Origin of the sequence: Candidatus Leptovillus gracilis (assembly GCA_016716065.1) — a bacterium.
Classification (GTDB): Bacteria; Chloroflexota; Anaerolineae; order Promineifilales; family Promineifilaceae; genus Leptovillus; species Leptovillus gracilis.
Genome location: JADJXA010000007.1, coordinates 53556 through 76586, shown reverse-complemented (window position 1 = coordinate 76586; position 23031 = coordinate 53556). Strand labels below are relative to the sequence as shown.

The window sequence follows — 23031 nt, the reverse complement described above, 5'->3', positions numbered from 1 at the left end:
TAAACGGATTCATGAGTTTATCCTTCTTATTGGTCGCCTTGATAGGTGAAAATAAGGCGTATCTCCGTAAAATGGCATATGCTTGACAAGGTTGGCGCAAATTGGCTAGAATTTTAATGTCCCAAGATATGAGTAAGCTCAGCCTTAACGCTTGGAACCCGACACAATGAACGTACATGGAGGCTCTTTATGAATGTAATCAAAGTTTCTGCTCGTTCCCGAACGGCTGCGGTAGCGGGAGCTATCGCCGGTGTGATGCGCGAAGTAAACCGGGCAGAAGTACAGGCTATTGGGGCTGGCGCCGTCAATCAGGCGCTTAAGGCAATTGTTATTGCCAAAGGGTATCTGGCAGAGGAAGGTGTGGAAATTGTCTGTGTGCCATCATTTGTAGAGGTGAGCATTGATGAACAGGAGCGCACAGCGATCCGTATCGTTGTTGAACCGCGCAGTTAATAGAACTGGTATTCAGTTGAATTTTGGACACGGCGTGAGCCGTGTCCTTTTTGTTTCAGTCGGCATTGTGATTGGGTGAAGTTTCTGAGGCATCAGATTCTTGAATCTGTCGCTGTGGAGAAGTGCTATGAAGTTATCTGGTAGATTAGGCGCTGTAGGCTTGTTGGCTGGCTTGTTTTGTTTGCTGGTTATGACGGGTTGGCAAAACGCAGCAGGATTGTTTGTGCCATTGCCCGCACCGCCTGTTGTTGCCAATTCTGCGGCTAATCCTGATGGTCTGCTGGTGGTAGACGCCTTTGTCCTGACGCCCCATGCCGATTGGACCTCTTTTATCCCCCAAGATGCCAATTATGGTTTTTCGCTGAACACGGCCGGCGACGTGAATGGCGACGGTTTCGCGGACGTGATTATTGGGGCAAACTGGTTTGATGGGGGTGAGGTGGATGAAGGGGCCGTGTTTGTCTTTAGCGGCGGACCAGACGGCTTGCAGCTGCCGTTTAGTTGGCGGGTGGAGAGCAACAATGAGAACGAGGAACTCGGCATTGCCGTCGCCGCGGCTGGCGATGTGAATGGCGATGGCTTTGCTGATGTGATTATTGGGGCAAATTCGCCGCTGCCAAACGTGGGAGGGAAGGCTTATCTCTTTTTGGGTTCGCTCACCGGTTTGTCGCTTACGCCGGATTGGGTGGTGGCTGGCGAACAGCTGGATGATCTATTTGGCACGGCCGTTGCCGCGGCCGGCGACGTGAATGGCGATGGTTACGATGACGTGATCGTGGGTGCGCCCAATTACCGGAGTGGGGCGGTTCCGTTAGGGCGCGCCTATGTTTATTATGGTGGACCTGATGGCCTGTCACCGTCGCCCGATTGGATCGCCGAGAGTGACCTGCCGTTGGCCCGGTTTGGCGTTGCGGTGGGCACGGCCGGCGACGTAAATGGGGATGGGTATGACGACGTGGTCATCGGCGCCAGTGAATATGCGCCGGATGGCGAGACGGGTATGGCCGCTGTTTTTCTGGGCAGCGTCAGCGGTTTACCGGCCGGTCTGCCGGTGGCTACGCCGGCTGATGCCATTAGCGTTGTGTATGGCAGCTATACGATAGGCAGCCAGTTTGGCTTCTCTGCCGGCGCTGCCGGGGATGTCAATGACGATGGTTTTGCCGATGTGATTGTCGGCGCGCCGGGTTATGGCGACCAGCTTGTCGTATATGGCGCGGCTTTTCTCTATTACGGTACTGAACTGGGATTGGATTTTTCGCCTACGTTTCTGAGCGAATATCGGCCTGATTCGATGTTTGGGCGCGTGGTGGGCATGGCCGGCGACGTGAATAATGATGGCTACGACGATGTGATTATCGGCGCGCCGGGCTATGAAGTGGCCTTGCGTGATGGCCCGGATAGAGGGCCAACGGCCGTTGGCGGTGGTGGCGCGTTTGTCTATTTGGGTTCCTCCGCCGGTGTGGACAGCGCGCCTGTCTGGTCGGGTGGCAGTCTGGTCGTGGATGCCCGGTATGGCACGGCGGCCGCCACCGCCGGCGACGTGAACGGTGATGGCTTTGCCGATCTGCTGGTCGGCGCGCCCCTGCTGCCCAACCCTGCCGGTTTTACGGGGCAGGCGTTCGCTTATTATGGTTCAGGTCTTATTCCGTCGCTGACGGCCGTCAACAGCAGCCCCACCGCCGTCGGCCAGCCGACCTTTTTCCAGGCATTGGCCCCAGCGGCCGGGTTTTTGCAGTACGAGTGGGCCTTTGGTGATGGCGGTACGGCCGTTGGGCAGAATGTGACGCATGATTACAACGTGCCAGGAGCGTATACGGCCGTAGTCACCGCCACCAGCCTGACACACATACTCACCGCCACCACACCGGTCACAATTACCGTAGACGCCGCTATCACGCCGGGTGACGGTGGGGAACTGATCTTCACGAATCCGCAGACCGGCCTGGGACTGCGCGTCAATGTGCCGCCAGGCGCGGTGGCGGAGTTGATTAAACTCGCCTACACCCCGCTGGCGATGATTCCCCAGCCTTCGCCCACCAACACGATTCGCTATTACTTTGACCTGGACGCCGTCGCGCCGGAACGGCTGTATTTGCCGCTGGTGGTGAAGGATGCGGGTGATGGGGGAACGGCCGTGCTCCCCACCAATCTTCCCTTTAGTCCGGCCGCCAGCTATCCCTTTTTACTGCCGGTCAGCGTCACCATCTTTTACAACGAAACCACGCTGCCGCCGGGAACCGATGAAAATGCCATGCAGCTTCAGTTCTGGGACAAGGCCAGCCAGACCTGGATAGACGCGGCCACCACCTGCATCCCTACCTCTACCTACACCTACAACCCGGCCGAAAACTGGTTCCGCGTAGACATCTGCCACCTCACCCGGTTTGCGGTTGTTGGCGGTTGATCCAGATTCGCAGCGGCCTGTTACAGGTGCTAAGGCGAGGTATCAGGCGCTACCTCGCCTTTTTTTGTTCGAATTGGGCGATGATTTGACGTTGGGCTAAAACGTTGTGGAGAAAGGCATGACGTATATCGGGGTCACTGATCTTTTGGGCTTGCTCGATGAGGGAATGATATGTCTGGTTAAGTAATATGTTGGCACGTTCATGCGCGCCCACCGTTTCCAGAACGGTGATACAAATGAGGTAGGTTTTCCAGAGGTATTCAATGCCGTCGGTTCCGTTGGCTTCAATCCAGATCAAAATGGCATCTACATAGTGTTGCGCACCGGATAAATCATTCTGACGCACGGCAATGGCCGCCAAAGCAGCCAGATTATCTATGCAGGTGGCATCTTGTTTTAAATCCCGTCGGATTTTGATGGCTTCCTGATGAAACTGACTGGCTGCCGTTAATTCGCCCAATCCTTCCAATGCCCTCGCCAGAGACGTGAGGCTGTAACCTTGTCCGATGCGGTCGCCAATCTGCTGGTCAATTTGCAAGGCTCTTTGCGACAAGAAGCTCGCTTGTTGGTAGTCACCCAAATCGGCAAGCACCATCGCCAAATTACTGGCAGCCAAAGATTCTCCGAGGCGATCTTTTAAGGTTTCAGAAATGAGCAAGGCTTGTTTGTGATGTTCTTTAGCAGCGCCAAAATTGCCCAATCCGTAGTAAATAGCGCCGATATTGTTCAAAATGGCTGCTTCTTTGGCGCGGTCGCCAATCGTCTGCACAATTTGCAAGGCATCCTGGCAGGCGATTCGCGCCTGAGAAATATCACCTAACGCATGGTAAACGCCGACCAGGTTTGTCAGGCAGGCAGATTGCAGCTTTAAATCTTTTAGCCCACGCGCCCGATTCAGGGCGTTTTCATATTGTTCACGGGCCAGCAGATTTTCGCCCTGGAAATAGTAGACAATGCCTGAACGCAGCAGCGAGACGGTCTGGTTCAGAACATCGCTGGCGGTTATGGCGAGTTGATGGGCTTGTTGCAGCAGGTCGCGGGCCTGTTCCAGGTTCCCCTGGCGCAGTAGGGCGAAGGCCCAATCGTTAAGTCCCTCGGCTTTTTGGCGTGGGTTGTTGGCTTTTTCGGCGTGGGTTACGGCCGTTTTTGCCTGCATCACGGCCGTTGGAAAATCACTGATCGCCTGATAGTACGCCGCAAACTTCAGCGCCACGTCGGCGCGACGGCCGTCCGAATCGGCCAGCGCTTGCAGGGCGTCCAGGTCTGCTTTTTGCGCGTCGCGGCGGCCTGTCAGGTGGTAGACCTCAGCTCGATTGCGCAGCAGGTGGTAGCGGTGGGTATGTTGTACGGCCGTTAACGGTTCCACTTCTGCCAATCCGTCCAACAGCCCCAGCGCCCGGTTGAAATAACCAAGCGCCTCCTCATTGGCAAACTGCCCCGCCGCCTGCTCCCCTGCCCGGCTCAAATAAACAATCGCCTTATCGGGCGTGTCCCCTTCCTCAAAATGATAGGCGATCAGCGGCAGCAAAAAGTCGGTATGTTCGTCCAACTGCGCTTCCAGCGCGGCGGCTACCTGCCGATGGATGTGCCGTCGCGTCTGCTTGGGCACAGTGGCATAAGCCACTTCCTGGATGAGGATGTGGCGGAATACCCATTCCCAATCCTCAGCAATTTGTGATTCGCTCAATCGGTCGGCCAACTGACGGGTTTCCAGCAGCAGCAGCGTCGGCTCCACCGAATCAAACTGGGTGATTTGGGCCAACAACTGCTGCCAAAAGGTGCGGCCGATGATCGCCGCGTGCTGCGTAACGCGCTTGTTTTGCGGCGGCAGCCGGTCCAGGCGGGCGGCGATGATGTCTTGTACCGAGCCGGGCACGCGCACGTCGGAAACGGCGCGGCTGGCGCGCCAGCGGCCGGTGGCCCCCTCTTGCAGCGTGCCATCTTCAACAAATGAGCGGATCATCTCTTCCACGAAAAACGGGTTGCCCTGGGCGTGGTGGGTGATCAGCGCCGACAAATCCGCGGGCAGCGATTGGTCCAACAAACCAGCGATAAGCGCGGCCGATTGGCTTTCGTCCAGGGCGGTGAGTTGCAGGCGGCGATGGGGCGGTTGGGCCAATTCTTGCAATAACTGCCCCATCGCCGACAAGGGGTCTTCGGCCGGGCGGCTGAGGATGAGCAGCATGGCGGCCTGATCGTTGAACACCTGGCGGGCGATCAGGTTCAAGAAGCGTTCCAGGAAGGCCAGCGACAGAACGTCGGCCCAGTGCAGGTCATCGAGGATGAGCAGCAGAGGGGCTGCGGCGGCCGTCGCCAGGAGGATGCGTTCCAGAGAGAGGAACGTGCGGTCGCGGCGTTGTTCGGGGTCCAGTTCTTGCAGTGGGCTGCCGACAAGCGGCAGGCCGAGGACGCCGGCCAGCGAACCCAGCTGGTAGCGAAATTCGGTGTCGTCGAGGGTGGGCTGCAAGTTATGCAGATGGCTGGAGAGTTGGGTAACGGCCGTATCCACGCCCACGTCTCGCCCCACCGTAAACAACGAACGCATCACCTCCGCCAGCAAGGAGTAGGGTGTGGTGCGCGTATGGGGATAGCCCGTGCCGCTGAGGATGCGCGTTTGCGGCTGGGTTTCGGCCATCCAGGCGACAAATTCACGCCGGATACGGGACTTGCCAATGCCGGCTTCGCCGACGACGGCCGTAGCCCGCCAGACCCGGTCGGCCAGCACCGCCGCAAATGTCGTTTGCAGCGCGGCAAACTCTGCCTCGCGCCCCACCATCGGCGCATACAGCCCGGCCAGCCCGCGCACCCGCCCCCGTTCCGCCTTCTCGCCTACCACCAGATACACGGTAATCGGCTCTGTCTTGCCCTTTACCCTAATTTGCTGCGGCGGCTCAAAATCAAAAATAGCGCGAATCCGCCGCGCTGTCGCCGCGCTGATCAGAATCCGACTCGCCGGCGCGGCGTGTTCCAGCCGCGAGGCCAGGTTCACCGTATCGCCCATCACCGTATAGCTGCGCGCCTTCAGGCCGCCCACCAGCCCGGCCAATACCTCGCCGGTGTTCAGGCCGATGCGCATCCGCAGGCTAAAACCGCGCTCCTGTTCCAGAGCGGCGCTAAAATTGGTGATGACAGTTTGCATCGCCAGGGCGGCGCGCGCGGCCATCTCTTCGTGGTTTTCCAGCGCTTGCGGTGCGCCAAACAGCGCCATCACGGCGTCACCGCTGTATTTGTCTATCGTGCCGCCAAAACGGTGGATTTCGGCCGTCACCGCCTCGAACAACTGGTTCATGATCGCCGCCACGTCTTCTGGGTCCAGGTTTTCGCTGAGGGCGGTATAGCCAGACATATCGGCAAACAACACGGTCACGCGCTTGCGTTCGTCAGGAGCTTGATCTGGCTGGACAAGGGTTGCCAGCCGTTCGCGCAGCAGTCCCAGGGCGGTGTCTACCACCAGATCGCCCAGAGCCACACGCTGCGCCTCCAAAGCGACGATGGTCGTTTCGATGTTATTGATTTCGCGCTGAAAAGCGTCGGTAGATGTTCGCTGCTCAGACATGATAATTGACGATTGCTCCCGAGCTTGCCGAAGGACTTGTCCTGAGCTTGCTGAGGATTGAAATCGAGTATATCAGATTGTAGGCGTGGCGGGTTTTTGCCGGTAAACAGTGGCTCACTTCACCTGTTCTTGATATAACCAATCGGCGTGGTTTTAGCGCCAAGGTGCAAAGAAACAAAGGCGCGAAGGAAGGTAAGATGTTAGCCCCGACGGATTTTTTTGACCTGAAAGATGCGTTTGTGACGTCTTTTTTTGCTGATTGCGAGTATGTTTGGCAGGCGCTCCCCCTCATCGAAACCCATGTGGCCCGGTTGACAGGGGATGGGCAGACGATTTTGGGTGAGGTGATGCCAGGGGCGTATCTCAGTGACCGGCCCATTTACATTGCCGAAGGCGCGCGCATTGAGCCAGGCGCCTATGTGCATGGTCCGGCCTATATTGGGCCGGGGGCGGTGGTGCGGCACGGCGCGTTTGTGCGCGAGAATGTCATTTTGCTGGCCGGGGCGATTTTAGGCCACGCCAGCGAAGCGAAAAACAGCCTCTTTTTGCCCCATGCGGCCGCGCCCCATTTCAGCTATGTCGGCGATTCCATTTTGGGGCAGCACGTGAACCTGGGCGCCGGCACGAAACTGAGCAATTTGGGCATTCTCAGCGAGAAGGACGCGGCTACCGGTAAACGGCCGTCCATCAAATTGTTGATTGAAAACGTGGAATACGACACAGGGCTGAGCAAATTAGGGGCCATTCTGGGCGATGGGGCGCAGACGGGCTGCAATTCGGTGTTGAATCCTGGCTGTCTGGTGGGGCGCAATACGCTGGTTTATGCCAATGTCAGTTTGCGCAAAGGCTACCACCCGCCGGACAGCATCATCAAGCTGCGCCAGACCGTGCGCCGCATTGACAAAATTATGTCATAAATGGGACGATTGACGGAAAAATCCTGTTTTTAAGGGCCGCAGAACACAGATTCCCAGGATTTGCCGATAAGGGCAGTCGAGGAAAATCCGTAAATCTTGCCAATCCGTTGTCAATTGGGCTGAATGTGAGTTTTGTCAGTCAACCAGTATAAGGTGTCCTACGGCCGTTCCCACCCCACTTCGCTTCATCTCTCCCAATCTCAAACCGTTACCGGCTTCCTTTTGCGCCGCGCTGGCGCAGCTCCGTGGAGGAAATGTCCTCGCGGAATTGTTCCGGCGGCAGAGGTTGAAACATCTCGGCGTAACCGTCAGGGATGTCCATGTCGGCGGCGTGGTGAAATTGTTGGTCATCGTGCAGACGGCCGGCCACCAGGAAGCGGCAGCCTTGTTCGCGGATGGTTTCCAGGGCGGCGCACAGATTGGCCTGGCTGTGGCCGTAGAAGCGGGGTTGGAGGATGCGCACGGCCGTATCAAAACCCACCACAAACGTCGCCCCCGGATACAATTGCGCTTTTTCCACAAACGTCGGCGCCTGGCTGACATACACCGGGTAACGGCCGGCGAACTGGCCCAAACGGTATAAGACGGTTGGCACTGGCAGCGGTGGTTTGTCGGCGTTACGGGCCGATAGTTCAAAGGCCACCGGTTTGCCCAGAAGCTGCGCGGCGGCGCGAGACATGCCCAGATGCCCGTCGTGCAGTGGGTTGAAGGAGCCAGAGAGCAAAACCTGGGGATGGGCGTCGGTGGTGCGGATACGGCCGTTATCATGCACGCCAAAATAAGGAACCTCGCCGCGCTGGAGTCGTTTGGTTATCTGCTCATAATCATAAGCCGACCGCTTTAGGTCATCATTTTCCGTCAGCGGCAGCAGCAGGCGGCTTTCCAGACCACACGCTTCGGCCAGGCAGTTCAGGATCAGGCGGCTGACGACGTTTTCTTCCCCTTCGCGGTCGCGCGCCCCTTTGTCCAGGCGCAGTGTGTGCCACACCAGCCGGGCGGGCTGCCAGGCGGCGATGTGGGCGCGGTGTTCGCCTCGTTTGGGCCGGTCGGTGATGATGGTAGCCGTGCAGGCCAGGCCGAGCATCGGCCCTTCGCTTTCCAGCCAGCGGGCGCGGGTATAGGCGCGGCCGGCCATCAGGCGGGCGGTGTCGTCGGCGACATATTGGCGCGGGCGCTGGTCGAGGAAGTCATTGAAGCTGGCCTGGCCGTAGGGGACCAGGGCTTCCAACAGGGTGCGCGTCGCCCCGGCCACGCTTAACAGGTCGGATAGAGCCTGGGTTCCGGCGCCGGCCGTTACAAACACCAGGCGCATCGGCCCGTCGTGAATGGCTTGCACCAGTTGGCGCACATCGTCGTTCATGGCGAGAAATTGTAACATGGGTTATCAGTTTATGTCACCTTTGTTATAATCGGGCCAACCAAATCATGGACGATGGCGTGGTATGAAACGACAGGACGATCCGGAAAACAAGAAACTGGAAGCTGTTTACCGGGATGGAACCATTCATCCGCTGGAACCACTCGCCCTGCCGGAGGAGACGCCGTTGTGGGTGACGGTGGATTTGCGCGTGGATACGGCCATTCCCGCCAACACAGCACCGCCGCAGTTGCATACGGCCGTTACCTGGTTGGGCCAACTACTGCGCCAGCCGGCATGGATTCTCTTCGCGCTCTCCCTCCTTGTCTACGCTTTCACCCGCTTCTGGCGCATCGCCGACTACCCCATCTACTTTTTTTCTGATGAAGCCATCCAATCCCTCAGCGCCAGCGACCTGATCAACAATGGGTTTCGTGATGCCGATGGGCAGCTGCTGCCCGCTTATTTCAAGAATTTTCAGGTCTACAACCTCAGCCTGTCCGTTTATCTGCAACTGCTGCCAGTGACTTTGTTTGGCCTGTCGGTGACGGCGACGCGGGCTGTTTCCGCGCTAATCAGCCTGTTGGGCGTAACGGCCGTTGCCCTGACGCTCAAACAGATATTCCAGACGCGCTATTGGTGGACGGCCGTTTTGCTGTTGGCCGCCATGCCCGCCTGGTTCCTGCACAGCCGCACCGCCTTCGAGACCGTGCTGATGGTCTCGTTTTACGCCCTGTTTCTCTACTTTTACCTGCTCTATCGTTATCGTCATCCCGCCTATATCTACGCCGCCATGTTCTTTGCCGCCGCTTCGTTTTACGCCTACAGCAATGGGCAGGCAATCATCGCCCTGCTGGTCTTGCTGCTGGCGCTGTCTGATGGGCGCTATCATTGGCAGCAGGCGCGGGATATGATTGCCCGACGGCGGTGGGTGACGGCCGTTAGCCTCATCGCCTTCGCCCTCTTGTTGCTGGCCCCCTACCTCCGTTTTCGCCTCACCTATCCCACCGACCTGGCCTATCACCTGCGCTCGCTAAACTCTTACTGGTTCCAGCAAGACCTGACTCTGGGGCAAAAAATGGGCCTGTTTGCCCAACGTTATGTCTACGGATTAAGTCCTGGCTATTGGTTCTGGCCCAACACCCATGATCTGGAACGCCATCGCATGTTGGGCTACTTCGGCCACTTGCGCCCGGAAACGCTGCCCCTGCTCTTGATTGGCCTGGTCATTTGCCTGAGGCAGTGGCGCGCTTCAAGCCACCGGGCAGTGCTGCTGGCGCTGCTCGCCGTGCCGGTCGGGGCTGCCAATGTAGACATCGCCATTACCCGCGTGCTGGCGCTGGTGGCCCCAGCCGCCATCCTGATGGCCCTGGGGCTGGACTGGCTGTTGACCCGGTTCAAGGCAAAATGGCAGCCGGCGCTGGCGCTGGCCACATTCCTCACCTTGTCTTGGGTGAGCGTTGGCCTGTTGGCGGACGCCTTAAACCGGGGACCGTTGTGGTTTCCTAACTATGGCATGTTTGGGATGCAGTACGGCGCGACGCAGCTATTTGACATCATTCCCGAAATCCTGGCCGAGAACCCACAAACCATCGTCCTCTTAACCCCCACCTGGGCTAACGGGACCGATTTGTTCCCCCGTTTTTTTCTGCCGCCAGAACAGTTGTTCCGCGTGCAGACCCTCAACGTGGATGGTTTTATCCTGAACAAACAGGGTCTAACCGACGACATGTTGTTTATCATGACGCCAGAGGAGTATGGCCGGGCGCAGCAGAGCGGTAAATTTAAGGAGATCGCCATTGAGCGGGAGTTTTCTTACCCGGATGGCAGCCCTGGCTTTTATTTTGCCCGGCTGGCATATGTGGCTGACGTGGACGCGATTTTTGCCGCTGAACGCGCCGAACGGCAGAAGCCGGTCGAGGACATGGTGCTGATCAACGGGCAGATGGTGGCGGCGCGCCATTCGCGGCTGGATTCTGGCAGCTTGCCCAGCATGTTCGACAACGACACCTTCACTCTGGGGCGGGTGATGGAGGCCAATCCGGCGTTTGTGGAACTGACGTTTCCGCAGCCGTGGGCGCTGCGCGGGCTGGCCGGCGATTTTGGCACAATGGATTTTGCCCTGACGGTGACGCTGTATGCCGATGACACGGCCGTTCCGGTGGTCTATCGCCAGGAATATCGCGGTCTGGAAGCCGACCCGCACATTGAACTGCCGTTCCCCCAGGGACCGCCGCAGGTGGTGCGGATGCACATCGAGGTGCAGGATTTAAATGGCGGCGAGACGACCAAAATCCACATCCGCGAGTTAACGCCGCTGCTGGCGACGGAAGGTGGTTGAGTTGACGCTGGCGATGGTGACGCTGCTAACGGCCGTCAGTCTGGCCATCCTCACTGCACTGCTGTTGGGGGCGCTGCGCCGACAGCGGTTGATGGCGGCTGCGGCCCCAGCCGCCGATACCCGCTGGCTGCGCCTGTTGGGGGCGCTGGCCTGGGTAGGCTACGGCCATTATTTGCTGGCGCGGCGCGAGGCGGTGTTTGGGCCATTCTTGTGGGCCGAACCACTGAACAGCCGTCTGCGTTTGGACCTGGTGAACCTGGATAACGTGGTGGTCGGCGTACCGCTGCTGCTGGCTGGGGCGCTGCTGTTTGCCAGCGCGGCGCGTTATGCGCCCTGGTTCGTAAAAGACCCGCCCCTGGCCGATTGGCCGCCCGGTGGCGGTTGGCCGCCTGGCGGCGGTTGGCAGGCGTGGGAATGGGCGACGGCCGTTTTGTTGCTGCTGGGTACGGCCGTTTTGTTGTTGGCGCGGCAAACCGGCTGGCTGCCAGTCGGCTTGTGGTTGGTGGCGCTGCTGCTGCTGACCCGCCAATTCTGGCTGCACGATCGGCAGGCCGGCTTAGACCTGTCGCTGCGTCTGGCGCGGGCGGATAAAGTGTGGCTGCTCTGGCTGCTGCTGGTTGGCCTCATCGTAGGCGCGGCCTATTTGCAGGACATTCCGGCGCGGATGATCGGCGACGAGGGTTCCTTTTGGGAGGCAGCGCGGGCCATTGCCATAGGGCAGCATCGGCCGTCGTTTTTCGATTTAGGCGTCTATACGTTCCCCATGGCCGGGACGTATTGGCAGGCGGCCGTGCTGCGCTTGTTTGGCCTGAGCGTGTGGAGTTGGCGTTTTGCCTCGGTGCTGGCCGGGGTGTTGGCAGTTGTGCCGCTGTATGTGTTGGGGCGGGAGTGGTTTGGCCGGGCAACGGCCGTTGTCGCCAGCCTTGTCATGTTGTTCAGTCCCTATTTCCTGGCCTTTGCCCGTCTGGGTTACAACAATTCCCAGGCGCTGCTGCCGGTGACTTTGGCGCTGTGCTTCGCCTCGTTGGGCATTCGGCGCGCCAGCCTGTTTTATTTTTACCTGGCGGGCGTGGCCGCCGGACTGGGCTTTTACACTTACACGGCGGCACGGTTGGGACTTATTGTATTGGTCGGTTTGGTCTTGTTTTTATGGGCGCGGCGGGACATCTCCTGGCGGCGCGGCCTGATTATCCTGGCGACGGTGGGGCTGGCTTTTGCGGTGATGGTGCTGCCCTATTGGCTGTTCGGGACGACCAACCCCAACAAGGCGGAACCGTATAAGCTGTGGGAAAGCCTGTTCTTTAATGTGTTTTACGGCCGTACCTTTTTCACCGATGAGGAACTGTTTCGTTTTGCCGGGCCGCTGCAAATTGGCTATCAGGAGTTGTTTTTCCAACCGCTCATTTACGCCAGACTGCTGCTGCGGGGCATGGTGCGCTCGCTGCTGGCGTTTAACTCCCCCTTTTTGGGTGGCGAAGAGCATTTTGTCGAAACGGGGTTAGCCGGTGGTCTGCTGTCTGGCGCGTTTTTGGTGTTGGGCAGCGCGTTGGCGCTGCGTGGTTGGCGGCGGCGGCGATTTGCGCTGCCGCTGCTGTGGTTTGCTGCCGGGCTGTTCTTTTTGAGCGCAGCCAACACCCTGCCGCCACGTCATACCCATCTGGTGTCGATCATTCCGGTGGTGGCTTTGTTGGTGGCGGTGGGGCTGGTGGCGTGGACGGCCGTATTTGCCGAATCGCTGGCCCGTTATTTTGTGGTGGTCAACGAGGCCTGGTGGCGGCGCGGGGCGCTGACGCTGTGCCTGGTTGTCATCATCGTGGCCGGTTGGGGGCACTACGTTGCTGAATTGGCGCGTAAGTATCCGGCCAATTGGGAGCAGGCGGTGGCCTGGACGGCCGTGCGCCTGCAAGATACACCTGATCTGAGCCTGGTTTATGTGGAAACCACGCCGCAGCATCACGACATCGCCTATATGGTATGGTCCAACATGGTGACGCTGAGGTATGAGAATATCCCCAGTACGGCCGTATGGTCCGAACCGCCTTTCTTGTTGCGCGCAGGGCGCGTGTTGGCCTTTATCCCGGCGCAAGAAGGTCAGGCGCAGGCGTTGGCCGCGCAAACCGCCAGGTTTGTGCCAGAAGCCCTGCCGGTGGTGGCAGTAACCGGAGAGCATGGCGACGTGTGGGGCTATGTGGTGGGTAATGTGCCCCTGCCTGTCCCGCCGGAAGTGACGCTCTGTGGGGCGCTGCGCTCTGTGTGGGCTTCCCCGGCGGGCGGTGTGGCGCTGTTTTTGGCATTGCTGCTGCTGTGGCAGCTTGTCCGGCTGGCCCAAGAAGTGGGGCCGGTGCGCTGGCGTTTTTCCCGTCACGCGCGCCCGTCCGACAAAAAAGCCGACGCGGCGGCGGGCATCGCCCGTTACCACATCGGCTTTGATTTAGAGATTGAAGTGCGACGGTGGCGGGAGTGAGGCAATGTTCAGTGTTCAGTCGGCAGCATCTTCTAGCGAATAGACTCTGGCTGACAGAAATAGAGAGAATTCCCCTCAACCGACCAACATCTCCGTGCCTCCGTAGTGAATTCTTTATAGAGTAGACGGCCGTTTTAATTCCGTCCTAAACATTGGGCTGGGTTTGATGGTCCAGCCGTTGGCGTCGCTGTCGGTGGCTGCGTGTTCCAGGAAGCCCTGGACACGGCTGTCTAGCAAATCAATCTGGTGCAGCAGGGTGGCTTCCAGCGTTTTTGGCACAACCGGCGACCCCATTCCAAATTGCCGTGATGGGCGGCAACCAGATGGACAAGTTGGCGCAAATCGTCAGGTGGGATGCTGCCCAACGCGGCCGCCGCCTTTTCGATCATGATGATGGCGCGGACGATGTGACCAACGAGACGGCCGTCTTCCGTAAAAGCAAACGAATTATTGGCGTCATACTCCAGCGGTTTACCCATGTCGTGCAGCAGCACACCCGCCAGCAGCAGGTCCCGGTTGACGTGCGGGTAATGGGCAGCCAGGTAGTCGGCAATGGTCGCCATGCTGAGGGTGTGTTCCAGCAGCCCGCCGATAGCCGCGTGGTGCATGTTGCGGGCGGCCGGGGCGGCAGCAAACTGTGGCAAAAAGGTCTCATCCAGCAGTAAATGGCTTACCAGACTTTGCCATGGTTCGGCCAGGCGTTGAATGGTCTGGCGCAGTTCGCCGACCATCTCTTCTGCCGGGCGGCTGCTGGTGGGCAACAAGTCGGCCATCTCTTCGGTGAAGCTGGGGTTGAGATCGGTGGCGCTGATTTGCAGCGATTCTTTGTAGAGGTTAACACGGCCGCTGACCAGCACCGGCTGGCCGGGACGCAGCCAGTCCAGAATGGAAGCGGGCACATCCCAAAACACGCCGGATAGGGTTCCGGTTTTGTCGCGCAGGGTGAAGAGGACGAAGGGACGGCCGTCTTTGGTGGTGCGTTCGGCCATTTCTTGCAACAAAAATGGTTCGTTGAGTAGATCGGTTTTGGGACGTAAATCCGCAATAAAAATTGACTTCACGATGCCCCCTTAGGTGTGTAGATATGAAGGGATTGTAAGGTGATTTTGGGATTCTGCCCAGGTGATTTAGAATCTGCTGGTGAGAATTTATGGCAAAGTGTCAAAGAGACAAAGGCGCTAAGACGGATGAAAAAGCTAATCGTCGGCATTTCGGGGGCCAGTGGGGTGATTTACGGCATTCGCCTGTTATCGATCTTGCGCGATCTGGCCGATGTGGAGACCCATCTGGTTATCAGCCGGGCAGGGGCCATTACCATGGGCCTGGAGACAGATTACACGCCGGAGCAGGTGATAAACTTGGCCGACGTGGTGTACCGCGAGCAAGATATCGCCGCGCGAATCTCATCTGGCTCGTTTAAGACCGATGGCATGGTTGTGATTCCCTGTTCGATGAAGACGCTGGCGGGGATCGCCCATTCCTTCAGCGACAATTTACTGCTGCGCGCGGCCGACGTGGTATTGAAGGATCGGCGGCGCTTGATTTTGGTTCCCCGGGAAACGCCGCTGCACCTGGGACATTTGCGGCTGTTGACCCAGGTGACAGAAATGGGAGCGATTGTGGCCCCGCCCATGCCCGCTTTTTACCACAAACCACAAACGATTGACGACATTATCAACCAGACGGTGAACCGGGTGCTGGACCTGTTGGATATTGAGCTGCCGCAGGATTTGTTCACGCGCTGGGAGGGCGGGCAGGCGAGCCGTGGCTGAGGCGGCGCGCCAGGCGGCGCTGGCTTACCTGGCGACCCACCAGGTGATGACGTTGGCGACGGTGGGGGAGAATGGGGTGTGGGCAACGGCCGTATTTTATGCCAGCGACGCCTTCGACCTCTATTTCCTCTCGGCCGGGCACACGCGCCACGCGCAAAATTTCCGCTATCAATCCCACATCGCGGCCGCCATTCAAGAAGATTATAAAGATTGGCCGGCTATCCAGGGCATTCAATTAGAAGGGGATGTGGTGCAGCTTCAGGGGCTGGAACAAGAAACGGCCGCAGCCCTTTATCTGGCTAAATATCCATTCCTGGCGCAAGACGCGCCGCCGATACAGACGGCTTTAACAAAAGTCAATTGGTATCGGCTGCGGCCGATGCGCCTGTACTTTATTGACAACAGCCAGGGTCTCGGCCACCGCGATGACGTACCGCTGTAGGACGTCGGCTACTCGCCCATCCATTTTTTCATCACTATATCCAGATACGCGGCATACTTCGGCGAATCGTACAGCGCGATGGCGGCTTCCTGGATGTCAAACGGTTCTGGTAGTTCCAGAATGATGCGCAGGTAGGCGGCATCGCAGCGGACCACCGCTTCTTGAAAGCGTTTGGGGCCTTCCACCAGCAGCAAGATTGGGGCGGTTGCCAAAGATTTACCTTTGAGGGTGCGGATGATTTGTCCCTGGCGCGCCACCAGCATCACGGCATTGATCATATTTTTGGAGATGTCTTTGCCTTGCTGCTGGTAGCCGTTGGCTAAGATGTCTATGGCCTGCCGCCAGCGCAGTTCACTTTGCTGATCCAGAAGCTGCACCAGGTCTTTGAGGATGATCAGTCGTTCGCTGGCGGGGATGATGCGCGAGCGTTGTTTTTTTAGGCCGCTGCGATAGAGTTCATGAAGAACGGCCGTTTCCTCTTCTTGTTTGTGGCGGCGGATGTAAGTAGTTGTGTCTTCGCGCTCAATCACAATCAAATGGGGGTAACGAGCCAGGAACTTGCTAAAGCTGCCATTGCCAAAATGCGTGCGGTCGAACGCTCCATTGCTCAATTCCACCATGCGCTGCTTTAGCACACTGGCGCGGGTGCGTTGTTGGTCGCTTTGCAGCAGTTGGTCCATCGCCTGCACAAGCAGGGCCTCCACCTGAGCTTCTGTCAAATTGGGCGAGGGCAGCAGATCTTCATAAAACAGATAATTATCGCATAGGGCCACGAAGCTGCGGCTGGCCGTATGTTTTACGCCAACGCCGATGACCCGTTTGCCCCGCTTGCGCAGCGACTGAACCAGCGGCGTAAAATCGCGGTCGCCGGTCATCAGGACGTAGGTGCTGTACAGGTGGCCGTCTATCAGCGTGTCCATCGTGTCCACGACAATCTGCATGTCGGCCAGGTTTTTGCTGAAATTGTTGATACGCACGGTGGATTGGGTATTGAAACCGGCGGTGGTCAGTTGTTCCAGGAGCTTTTGATTTTGTCGCCAGTCGCCATAAGAACGCCGTAGGACGATACGGCCGTTGGTCATCTCGCGGACCTTTTCCAATACCAGGTTTACGTCGAAGCTAATGTTGGCCTGCTTGGCGCCAATCACCAAGTTGTCCAGGTCTAAAAAGATGGCGACATCGTTGCTCATGATCTATTCCTAACGTGATTCAATTGGTCATTCCCCAGTTACATTGTTTCCCGGGAAACAGCATCGTCGGCGGCTGAATGTTTCCCGGGAAACAACCAGTCCTTGCTATTTACCCAAAGCATGTTACCATAACGTAAGTATAATATGTCAACCTGTTTTAAGCCAAGGAGGTAGGCAGTGGCTGAGAACAATAACGCCCAAACTGAAAATGAGGCCAACGAAGCGGCCGGCGCGACACGTAAAACGGGCTGGTTTTGGGACAGTAAACCCTGGCAGGCATTTAAAACATTTGCCATTATCTTCTCGTTTGCCCTGAATGTTGTTGTCCTCATTCTTTTGTTAGCGATCCTTCCCCTGGTTCTGCCACTGGTGGATTCGGTGGTCAAGCCATTGGTTGGTGGGCTGAATGATAGCTTTGTTGATATGAGTGAGGCAACTATTTCCCGGACCATCGAAGTCAACGACCAAATTGACATCGCTTTTACCCTGCCTCTGGACGCGGAAACGGTGGTGCGGGTAACGAACGACGTACCCCTAAACGCCATCCCGGCGCAATTTGTGCTGCCCGGTGGTGGTGGGCAAATCAACGGCTGGGTGACGCTGAATTTGCCAACAGGTCTGGAACTGCCGGTGGCGTTGAAGCTGGATGTGCCCGTGCAGCAGACCATCCCCGTGAACCTGGTTGTTGGCGTAGACATCCCCCTCAGTGAGACTGAATTAGGCAAGCCGTTTAATACGCTGGTGGGTCTGTTTTCACCGCTCAACCGCCTGATCGAGAATTTGCCAGATAGCAACGAAGAACTGCGGAACCGTGTGCTGCCGTCACCCCAACCAACCCCAACTCCCGCCGCCGGTTATCCCGGCCCATAAGCCATCGGTTATGCCTGTAACGCCGCCAGTTTGTGATTACGAAGGGTCTGACTACCGGGAGCGCTTTTGGCAAGGGCAAGGGCGCGATTATGAAGACCAGGTGGAGCGTATTGCCCTGCGCCGCCTGCTGCCGCCTACCGGCAGCACTCTGATCGAGATAGGCGCCGGCTTTGGCCGCCTGGCCGACGAGTATCGCGGCTACGAAACCGTCGTTCTGTTTGATTATTCGCGCTCGCTGCTGCGTCAGGCGCAGGCCCACCTGGGCGGTGATCCTCGCTTCCGTTACGTGGCCGGCAACTGGTACAACATGCCTTTTGTAAATGGCCTGTTTGCGGCCATGGTGCAAATTCGTACCCTGCACCACGCCGCCGATGCCCCGGCGCTGTTTGCCCAACTGGCGCGCATTGCCCAACCGGGCGGCGATTACGTGCTGGAATTTGCCAGTAAACGCAATTTAAAAGCCATCGCCCGGTATGCCGCCAGACGGCAGAATTGGTCGCCGTTTGCGCCGGAACCGGTGGAATTTGTGGCACTGAATTTTGATTTTCATCCGGCCTGGATTCGGCAACGGTTACAAGAAGCCGGGTTCCAACCAGGGCGGACATTGACCGTTTCCCATTTTCGCCTGGAATTTTTGAAGAAGGTTGTGCCTACATCCTGGTTGGTGTCGTTGGATGCCGGGGCGCAGCGAACGGGGAATTGGTGGCAGCTTTCGCCTAGTGTGTTTGTGCATAATCGCCATCCGTCGTGGGGCGAAACGGCCGTTCCCGGCACATTTTTCGCCTGTCCCGCCTGCCAGACGCCATTGGGACAGGTAGTGGACGGCCTTCTCCCCTGTGCCAATCCCGCCTGCCAACTCGTCTGGCGCGTTGAAGATGGATTATACGACTTCAAAGAGCCTGTCTAGCTGTGGCAACCCTGGCTGAATCAACCACGCAGCGCATCGCCATCATTGACCTGGGGTCCAATACGGCCCGCATGGTCGTGATGAGCGCCATCCCCGGCTTTGCTTACCACCTGGACGATGAAATCCGCGAGGTGGTGCGGCTGCGCGAAGGCATGACGGCGCAAGGGTTGAGCGATACGGCCGTTGCCCGCGCCCTTTTCACCCTCCGCCTCTTCAAACGCTTTTGTGACAGTTCCAGAGTAGACTTGATCATCCCCACGGCCACCAGCGCCGTGCGCGAAGCCGAGAATGGCCCCCGTTTTGTCGAGCAGGTGGAACGCGAAATTGGCCTGTCGCTGCGCATTTTAGACGGCCAGCAGGAGGCTTATTACGGCGTGTTGGGCGTGTTGAACGAAGTCCCGCTCAACAAAGGCTACGTCGTGGACATCGGCGGCGGCAGCGCCCAGGTCAGCGAAGTCCGCGAACGGCGCTTTAAACAGGGGCAATCTTTCCCGTTGGGCGCCCTCGCCCTGACCGAGCGCTTTGTCAGTGACCCGGAAGCGCCGATGAAACCGGCCGAATTAACGGCCGTGCGCGCCGAAATTCAAACCCACCTGGACACCTTGCCCTGGCTCAGTCCCCTCTCCGGTGAGCAAATGTTGGTCGGACTGGGCGGCACGCTGCGCAACTTGGCCAGCATGGCCGCCGCCCGGCAGCAGTACCCGCTCAACACCTTGCACGGCTTTCGCCTGCAACGCGCCGATCTGGACAAATCCATCGAACTCCTGGCGACGCTGCCACTGCGTAAGCGCCAAAAATTGGCCGGATTAAGCAGCGACCGCGCTGACATTATTTTGCCCGGCGCGCTGGTCATTCAGGCCATCATGGCCCAGGTGGGCGCGGAAACCGTTACCATCTCGGTGAATGGGCTGCGCGAAGGGCTGTTCTGTGAGCATTTCTGGCAGCATCTGGCTTATCCCGTGGTGGACAACGTGCGCCGTTATGGGGTGTTAAACATGGCCCGTACCTATCGTTACGACAAGCGCCATGCCAGCCACGTGCGTTTTCTGGCCGGCCGCCTGTTTAACCAATTAGCGCCCCTCTGTGGTTACGGCCCGGCGGAACGCGAACTGTTGGAGGCGGCGGCGCTGCTGCACGACATCGGCACGGTCATCAGTTACTACGACCATCACCAACATTCGCAGACGCTGATCATCAACAGCGGGCTGCCCGGCTTTACGCCGCGTGAAATGTCGCTGATTGCCCTGCTGACCCGTTACCATCGCAAGGGCACGCCGACCATCGCCGGCTACGAGAGCATTTTAGACGACCAGGATGAAACGCTGCTGCTGCGGCTGAGCGCCATTTTGCGGCTGGCCGAATTTTTGGAGCGCGGCCGTAACGCTACTGTGGACGACATCACCGTGCTCATGGACGACGCTGCGCTGCGCCTGATGCTTATCGCCGATGAGTACCCGGCGGTGGAGATGTGGGAAGCGGAGCGTAATGCGCTGGAGTTGATGGCGGTGGCCTTTGGTCGGCCGGTGGTGTTGGAATGCACGGCCGTCCCCGATGCCTGGTTCCGGCTGTAAGCCGATGATGGACGTCACCCTCCCTATCCCCACCTTGCCTTTCCTCAAGTGGGCCGGTGGCAAACAGCGGCTTATTGCCCAATACCGGCCCTATTTCCCGCCGCCAGGCAGCATCCGCCATTATTACGAACCGTTTATTGGCAGCGCCGCCGTTTATTTTCATTGGCAGCCCCGTCCGGCCATCCTGGCCGACCGGAATGAGCAGTTAATTGAAGTGTATAAGATGGTGCAGCGGGACGTGACGGCCGTTATCGCCGCCCTCCAGCCCCACCACAACGACCCGGGCTATTATTATGCTGTCCGCGCCCAAGACCCCGGCCAACTCACGCCGGCCGAGCGCGCCGCCCGCCTGATTTTCCTCAACAAAACCTGTTACAATGGCCTTTACCGCGAAAACAGCCGGGGCGAGTTTAACGTGCCCTTTGGCCGCTACAAGCGCCCCAAGATTTGCGACGTGGATCGCTTGCGCGCCGCTGCGGCGGCTTTGCAGCCGGTGACGCTGGTGGCGGCTGATTTTGCCTGGGTACTGGATACGGCCGTGTCCGGCGATTTCATCTATTTCGACCCGCCCTACGCGCCGCTGACCGCCACCAGCAGCTTCACCAGCTACCACAAGCACGGGTTCGACGCCGCTGATCAGAGCCGCCTGGCGCAGACGATTGAGGAACTGACGGGGCGCGGCTGCAAAGTGATGTTAAGTAATTCCAGCGCGCCGCTGATTTATGATTTGTACGGCCGTTCCCCCTACCGCCTCATCGAAATTCAGGCCCGGCGGGCAATTAACAGCAAGGGCAACGGCCGTGGCCCTGTCAAAGAACTGCTCATCCTCAACTATGCCTGACAAGGTGAGAAAATGTCAGATATCGCCTTTGCGCGTATAGACAAAAGACTTCATTCGAGTTGTCAAATCTTTAAGATTTGACAACTCTATTTTCAAGGGAGACTTGTTCAATCTCCATGCTCAACTTCCCCCGCTTGACACCAAACCCATTGCCACTAAAATTTGGCCCATGATGAAGCGAACATGGTGGATTGGATGTGGTCTATTGCTGCTCTTGACATTGGGGCGGCAGCAAACGGCCCAGGCCCGGCCGGCGCAGCAAGCCATAGATTGGCGCTTTGGCGTGATTGAGAGCTACACCTCTCCCCGCGCCGCCAACAATTTGGGCGTTAGCTGGACGCGCGTGCGCTTCCAATGGGCCGAAACCCAGCCGGACGGCCCCGATAGCTGGAAGCCCCGCGTCAGTGATGAGCAGATTGACGGCGAAGTTGCTGCCGGGCGTGAAGTGGTGGGCCTGCTCATCGGCATTCCCGATTGGGCGCGTGACGACAATTTGCTGCCGCGCGGCCTCTACCTGCCCCACAACGACCCTGGCAATACCTGGGCGGTTTTTGTGCGGGAGATGGTGGAACGATACGACGGCCGTATCAACCATTGGATCATCTGGAACGAGCCGGACATAGACGATGTGGCTGCCCCCGGCCACACCTGGGACGGCGACATCGAAGACTTCATCCAACTGCTGCGCGTCGCCTACCTGGTCGCCAAAGAGAGCAGCCCTCTGGCGGTGATTCATTTGCCCGCCTTCACCTACTTTTGGAACCCCGATTACATCGGCGATTTTTTCGACGTCCTCATCGCTCAACCAGACGCGGCGGCCAACGGCTACTTCTTCGACGTCGCCACCGCCCACCTCTACTTCCAGCCCGCCACCATCTACGACGGCATCCGCATTTTGTATGATGAGATGGCCGCCCGCGGCCTGCCCTGGCGGCCGGTCTGGCTGGTGGAGACCAACGCCCCACCGATGGACGACGAATCCTGGACAGTGGAAAACTGGACCCTTTCGGTGACGATGACCGAGCAGGCGGCCTTTATCCCGCAGGCAGCGGCGGCGGCGCTGGCGGCGGGGGCGGAGCGCATCGCTGTGTATAAGCTGTTCGATTTGCGCAGCGACCGCGAGGCCAACCCGGAGCCTTTTGGCCTGCTGCGGATGCAGGGCACACGCCGTCCGGCGTTTGAGACCTACATCCACACCATCCGTTATATGGCCGGAACCATTCGCGCGGAGCGGGAGCGTTGGAATGAGATAGGGCAGATTCGCCTGGACCAAAGAGGCCAGACGACGACAGTGTTGTTTGCTCGGCTGCCGGGTAAGACGTTTACGGCCGTTATCCCCGCCACCGCCCCCTCCGCCCTCTGGGTAGACATGTGGGGCCGCTCACGGGAGATTAAGGCCGAGGATGGTGAATTCCGGGTGGAACTGCCCGGCGCGCTTTGCACACAGTCCATCGGCGACTACTGCATGATCGGCGGCACGGCCTATTACCTGGTGCAGGCCACGCAGGGCACCGCCTTACCGCCGACGCCGCTGCCGCCCGGCTTCCCCACACCCACGCCCGACCCGGATGTGACGCCAACAGCCACCGGTTCGCCTACGGCCACGCCCACCACACCACCCACGGCGACGACCACGCCGACCACACTACCCACGGTGACCACACCGCCCACGGTGACCATCACCGCTACCCCAACGACGACACCAACAGCCACGAATACGCCCACCGCATCGCCCAGTTCCACCGTCACCGCTGTGCCAGCAGCGATAAATACGCCAACGGATACGCCGCCAACGGGTATTCCGCCAACGGCCGTGCCCTTACCACCGTCGTCACAGATGAACGATTCGCTCTCCTACTGGTTTTTGGGCGCAGCGCTGCTGGTAGGTCTGGTAGTGGTTGGCCTGTGGTTGGCTAAAAAGGTATAATTTCGCTGCCGTATAAACC

17 protein-coding genes are annotated in these 23031 nt (G+C 58.7%); 12 read left to right on the top strand and 5 right to left on the bottom strand.

The genetic code is table 11. From position 1 onward, the window contains the following. Positions 1-189 precede the first annotated feature (189 nt). Together IPM39_18175 and IPM39_18170 are read left to right on the top strand one after the other, a co-directional pair. Entirely contained in the window at positions 190-453 is a 264-nt protein-coding gene (locus IPM39_18175) for a stage V sporulation protein S (protein MBK8987967.1), read from the top strand. A gap of 127 nt (positions 454-580) precedes the next feature. Next, positions 581-2857, top strand: coding sequence for an FG-GAP repeat protein (locus tag IPM39_18170; GenBank protein ID MBK8987966.1), 2277 nt, complete (start codon positions 581-583; stop codon positions 2855-2857). A gap of 49 nt (positions 2858-2906) precedes the next feature. On the opposite strand, the gene IPM39_18165 is transcribed toward IPM39_18170, so the two are convergent. Next, positions 2907-6413, bottom strand: coding sequence for a tetratricopeptide repeat protein (locus tag IPM39_18165; GenBank protein MBK8987965.1), 3507 nt, complete (start codon positions 6411-6413; stop codon positions 2907-2909). 197 nt (positions 6414-6610) lie between these two features. Between IPM39_18165 and IPM39_18160 the strand changes: the two genes are divergently transcribed. Then, positions 6611-7330, top strand: coding sequence for a glucose-1-phosphate thymidylyltransferase (locus IPM39_18160; GenBank protein ID MBK8987964.1), 720 nt, complete (start codon positions 6611-6613; stop codon positions 7328-7330). Positions 7331-7538: 208 nt separating this feature from the next. Here the strand turns inward: IPM39_18160 and IPM39_18155 are convergent, their stop codons facing one another. After that, positions 7539-8708 (bottom strand): hypothetical protein, encoded by a 1170-nt coding sequence (locus IPM39_18155; protein ID MBK8987963.1) that lies wholly within the window; start codon positions 8706-8708, stop codon positions 7539-7541. A 64-nt stretch (positions 8709-8772) separates the two neighbouring features. Between IPM39_18155 and IPM39_18150 the strand changes: the two genes are divergently transcribed. Continuing rightward, complete coding sequence (locus tag IPM39_18150; GenBank protein MBK8987962.1) at positions 8773-11028, top strand: glycosyltransferase family 39 protein; 2256 nt, start codon at positions 8773-8775, stop codon at positions 11026-11028. Further along, positions 11021-13492, top strand: a complete 2472-nt coding sequence (locus tag IPM39_18145) for a glycosyltransferase family 39 protein (protein MBK8987961.1) — start codon at positions 11021-11023, stop codon at positions 13490-13492. The genes IPM39_18150 and IPM39_18145 overlap by 8 nt, the downstream gene beginning before the upstream one ends. Positions 13493-13606: 114 nt before the next feature. Here IPM39_18145 and IPM39_18140 read toward each other — a convergent pair whose 3' ends face one another. Both IPM39_18140 and IPM39_18135 read right to left on the bottom strand, forming a co-directional pair. Beyond that, positions 13607-13771 (bottom strand): hypothetical protein, encoded by a 165-nt coding sequence (locus tag IPM39_18140; GenBank protein ID MBK8987960.1) that lies wholly within the window; start codon positions 13769-13771, stop codon positions 13607-13609. Beyond that, the gene (locus tag IPM39_18135; protein MBK8987959.1) at positions 13723-14553 is read right to left on the bottom strand and encodes an HD domain-containing protein; all 831 of its coding nucleotides are present in this window, start codon (positions 14551-14553) and stop codon (positions 13723-13725) included. The genes IPM39_18140 and IPM39_18135 overlap by 49 nt, the downstream gene beginning before the upstream one ends. Before the next feature lie 126 nt (positions 14554-14679). Here IPM39_18135 and IPM39_18130 point away from each other — a divergent pair, with 126 nt between their 5' ends. Both IPM39_18130 and IPM39_18125 read left to right on the top strand, forming a co-directional pair. Further along, positions 14680-15264 carry a UbiX family flavin prenyltransferase gene (locus tag IPM39_18130; protein MBK8987958.1) on the top strand — a complete coding sequence of 195 codons (585 nt, stop codon included), beginning with the start codon at positions 14680-14682 and terminating at the stop codon, positions 15262-15264. A gap of 46 nt (positions 15265-15310) precedes the next feature. Beyond that, entirely contained in the window at positions 15311-15706 is a 396-nt protein-coding gene (locus IPM39_18125) for a pyridoxamine 5'-phosphate oxidase family protein (GenBank protein ID MBK8987957.1), read from the top strand. 8 nt (positions 15707-15714) lie between these two features. On the opposite strand, the gene IPM39_18120 is transcribed toward IPM39_18125, so the two are convergent. Further along, complete coding sequence (locus IPM39_18120; GenBank protein ID MBK8987956.1) at positions 15715-16896, bottom strand: NYN domain-containing protein; 1182 nt, start codon at positions 16894-16896, stop codon at positions 15715-15717. A gap of 177 nt (positions 16897-17073) precedes the next feature. Here IPM39_18120 and IPM39_18115 point away from each other — a divergent pair, with 177 nt between their 5' ends. The 5 genes from IPM39_18115 to IPM39_18095 all read left to right on the top strand — a co-directional run bounded on the left by IPM39_18115 (position 17074) and on the right by IPM39_18095 (position 23012). Then, a complete protein-coding gene (locus IPM39_18115) occupies positions 17074-17766 on the top strand; it encodes a hypothetical protein (GenBank protein MBK8987955.1) in 693 nt (230 codons plus the stop codon). Positions 17767-17776: 10 nt separating this feature from the next. Then, positions 17777-18673, top strand: a complete 897-nt coding sequence (locus tag IPM39_18110; protein MBK8987954.1) for a class I SAM-dependent methyltransferase — start codon at positions 17777-17779, stop codon at positions 18671-18673. Positions 18674-18675: 2 nt separating this feature from the next. Then, entirely contained in the window at positions 18676-20244 is a 1569-nt protein-coding gene (locus IPM39_18105; protein MBK8987953.1) for a Ppx/GppA family phosphatase, read from the top strand. A 4-nt stretch (positions 20245-20248) separates the two neighbouring features. After that, the gene (locus IPM39_18100) at positions 20249-21085 is read left to right on the top strand and encodes a DNA adenine methylase (protein ID MBK8987952.1); all 837 of its coding nucleotides are present in this window, start codon (positions 20249-20251) and stop codon (positions 21083-21085) included. A gap of 205 nt (positions 21086-21290) precedes the next feature. Then, positions 21291-23012 (top strand): hypothetical protein, encoded by a 1722-nt coding sequence (locus IPM39_18095; GenBank protein ID MBK8987951.1) that lies wholly within the window; start codon positions 21291-21293, stop codon positions 23010-23012. The last annotated feature ends 19 nt before the right edge of the window (positions 23013-23031 follow it).

Bases quoted from the DNA above. Each gene is read 5' to 3' on its own strand.
- IPM39_18175 (MBK8987967.1), top strand. From the start codon at position 190: ATGAATGTAATCAAAGTTTCTGCTCGTTCCCGAACGGCTGCGGTAGCG.
- IPM39_18170 (MBK8987966.1), top strand. From the start codon at position 581: ATGAAGTTATCTGGTAGATTAGGCGCTGTAGGCTTGTTGGCTGGCTTG.
- IPM39_18165 (MBK8987965.1), bottom strand. From the start codon at position 6,413: ATGTCTGAGCAGCGAACATCTACCGACGCTTTTCAGCGCGAAATCAAT.
- IPM39_18160 (MBK8987964.1), top strand. From the start codon at position 6,611: ATGTTAGCCCCGACGGATTTTTTTGACCTGAAAGATGCGTTTGTGACG.
- IPM39_18155 (MBK8987963.1), bottom strand. From the start codon at position 8,708: ATGTTACAATTTCTCGCCATGAACGACGATGTGCGCCAACTGGTGCAA.
- IPM39_18150 (MBK8987962.1), top strand. From the start codon at position 8,773: ATGAAACGACAGGACGATCCGGAAAACAAGAAACTGGAAGCTGTTTAC.
- IPM39_18130 (MBK8987958.1), top strand. From the start codon at position 14,680: ATGAAAAAGCTAATCGTCGGCATTTCGGGGGCCAGTGGGGTGATTTAC.
- IPM39_18125 (MBK8987957.1), top strand. From the start codon at position 15,311: ATGACGTTGGCGACGGTGGGGGAGAATGGGGTGTGGGCAACGGCCGTA.
- IPM39_18120 (MBK8987956.1), bottom strand. From the start codon at position 16,896: ATGAGCAACGATGTCGCCATCTTTTTAGACCTGGACAACTTGGTGATT.
- IPM39_18110 (MBK8987954.1), top strand. From the start codon at position 17,777: ATGCCTGTAACGCCGCCAGTTTGTGATTACGAAGGGTCTGACTACCGG.
- IPM39_18100 (MBK8987952.1), top strand. From the start codon at position 20,249: ATGATGGACGTCACCCTCCCTATCCCCACCTTGCCTTTCCTCAAGTGG.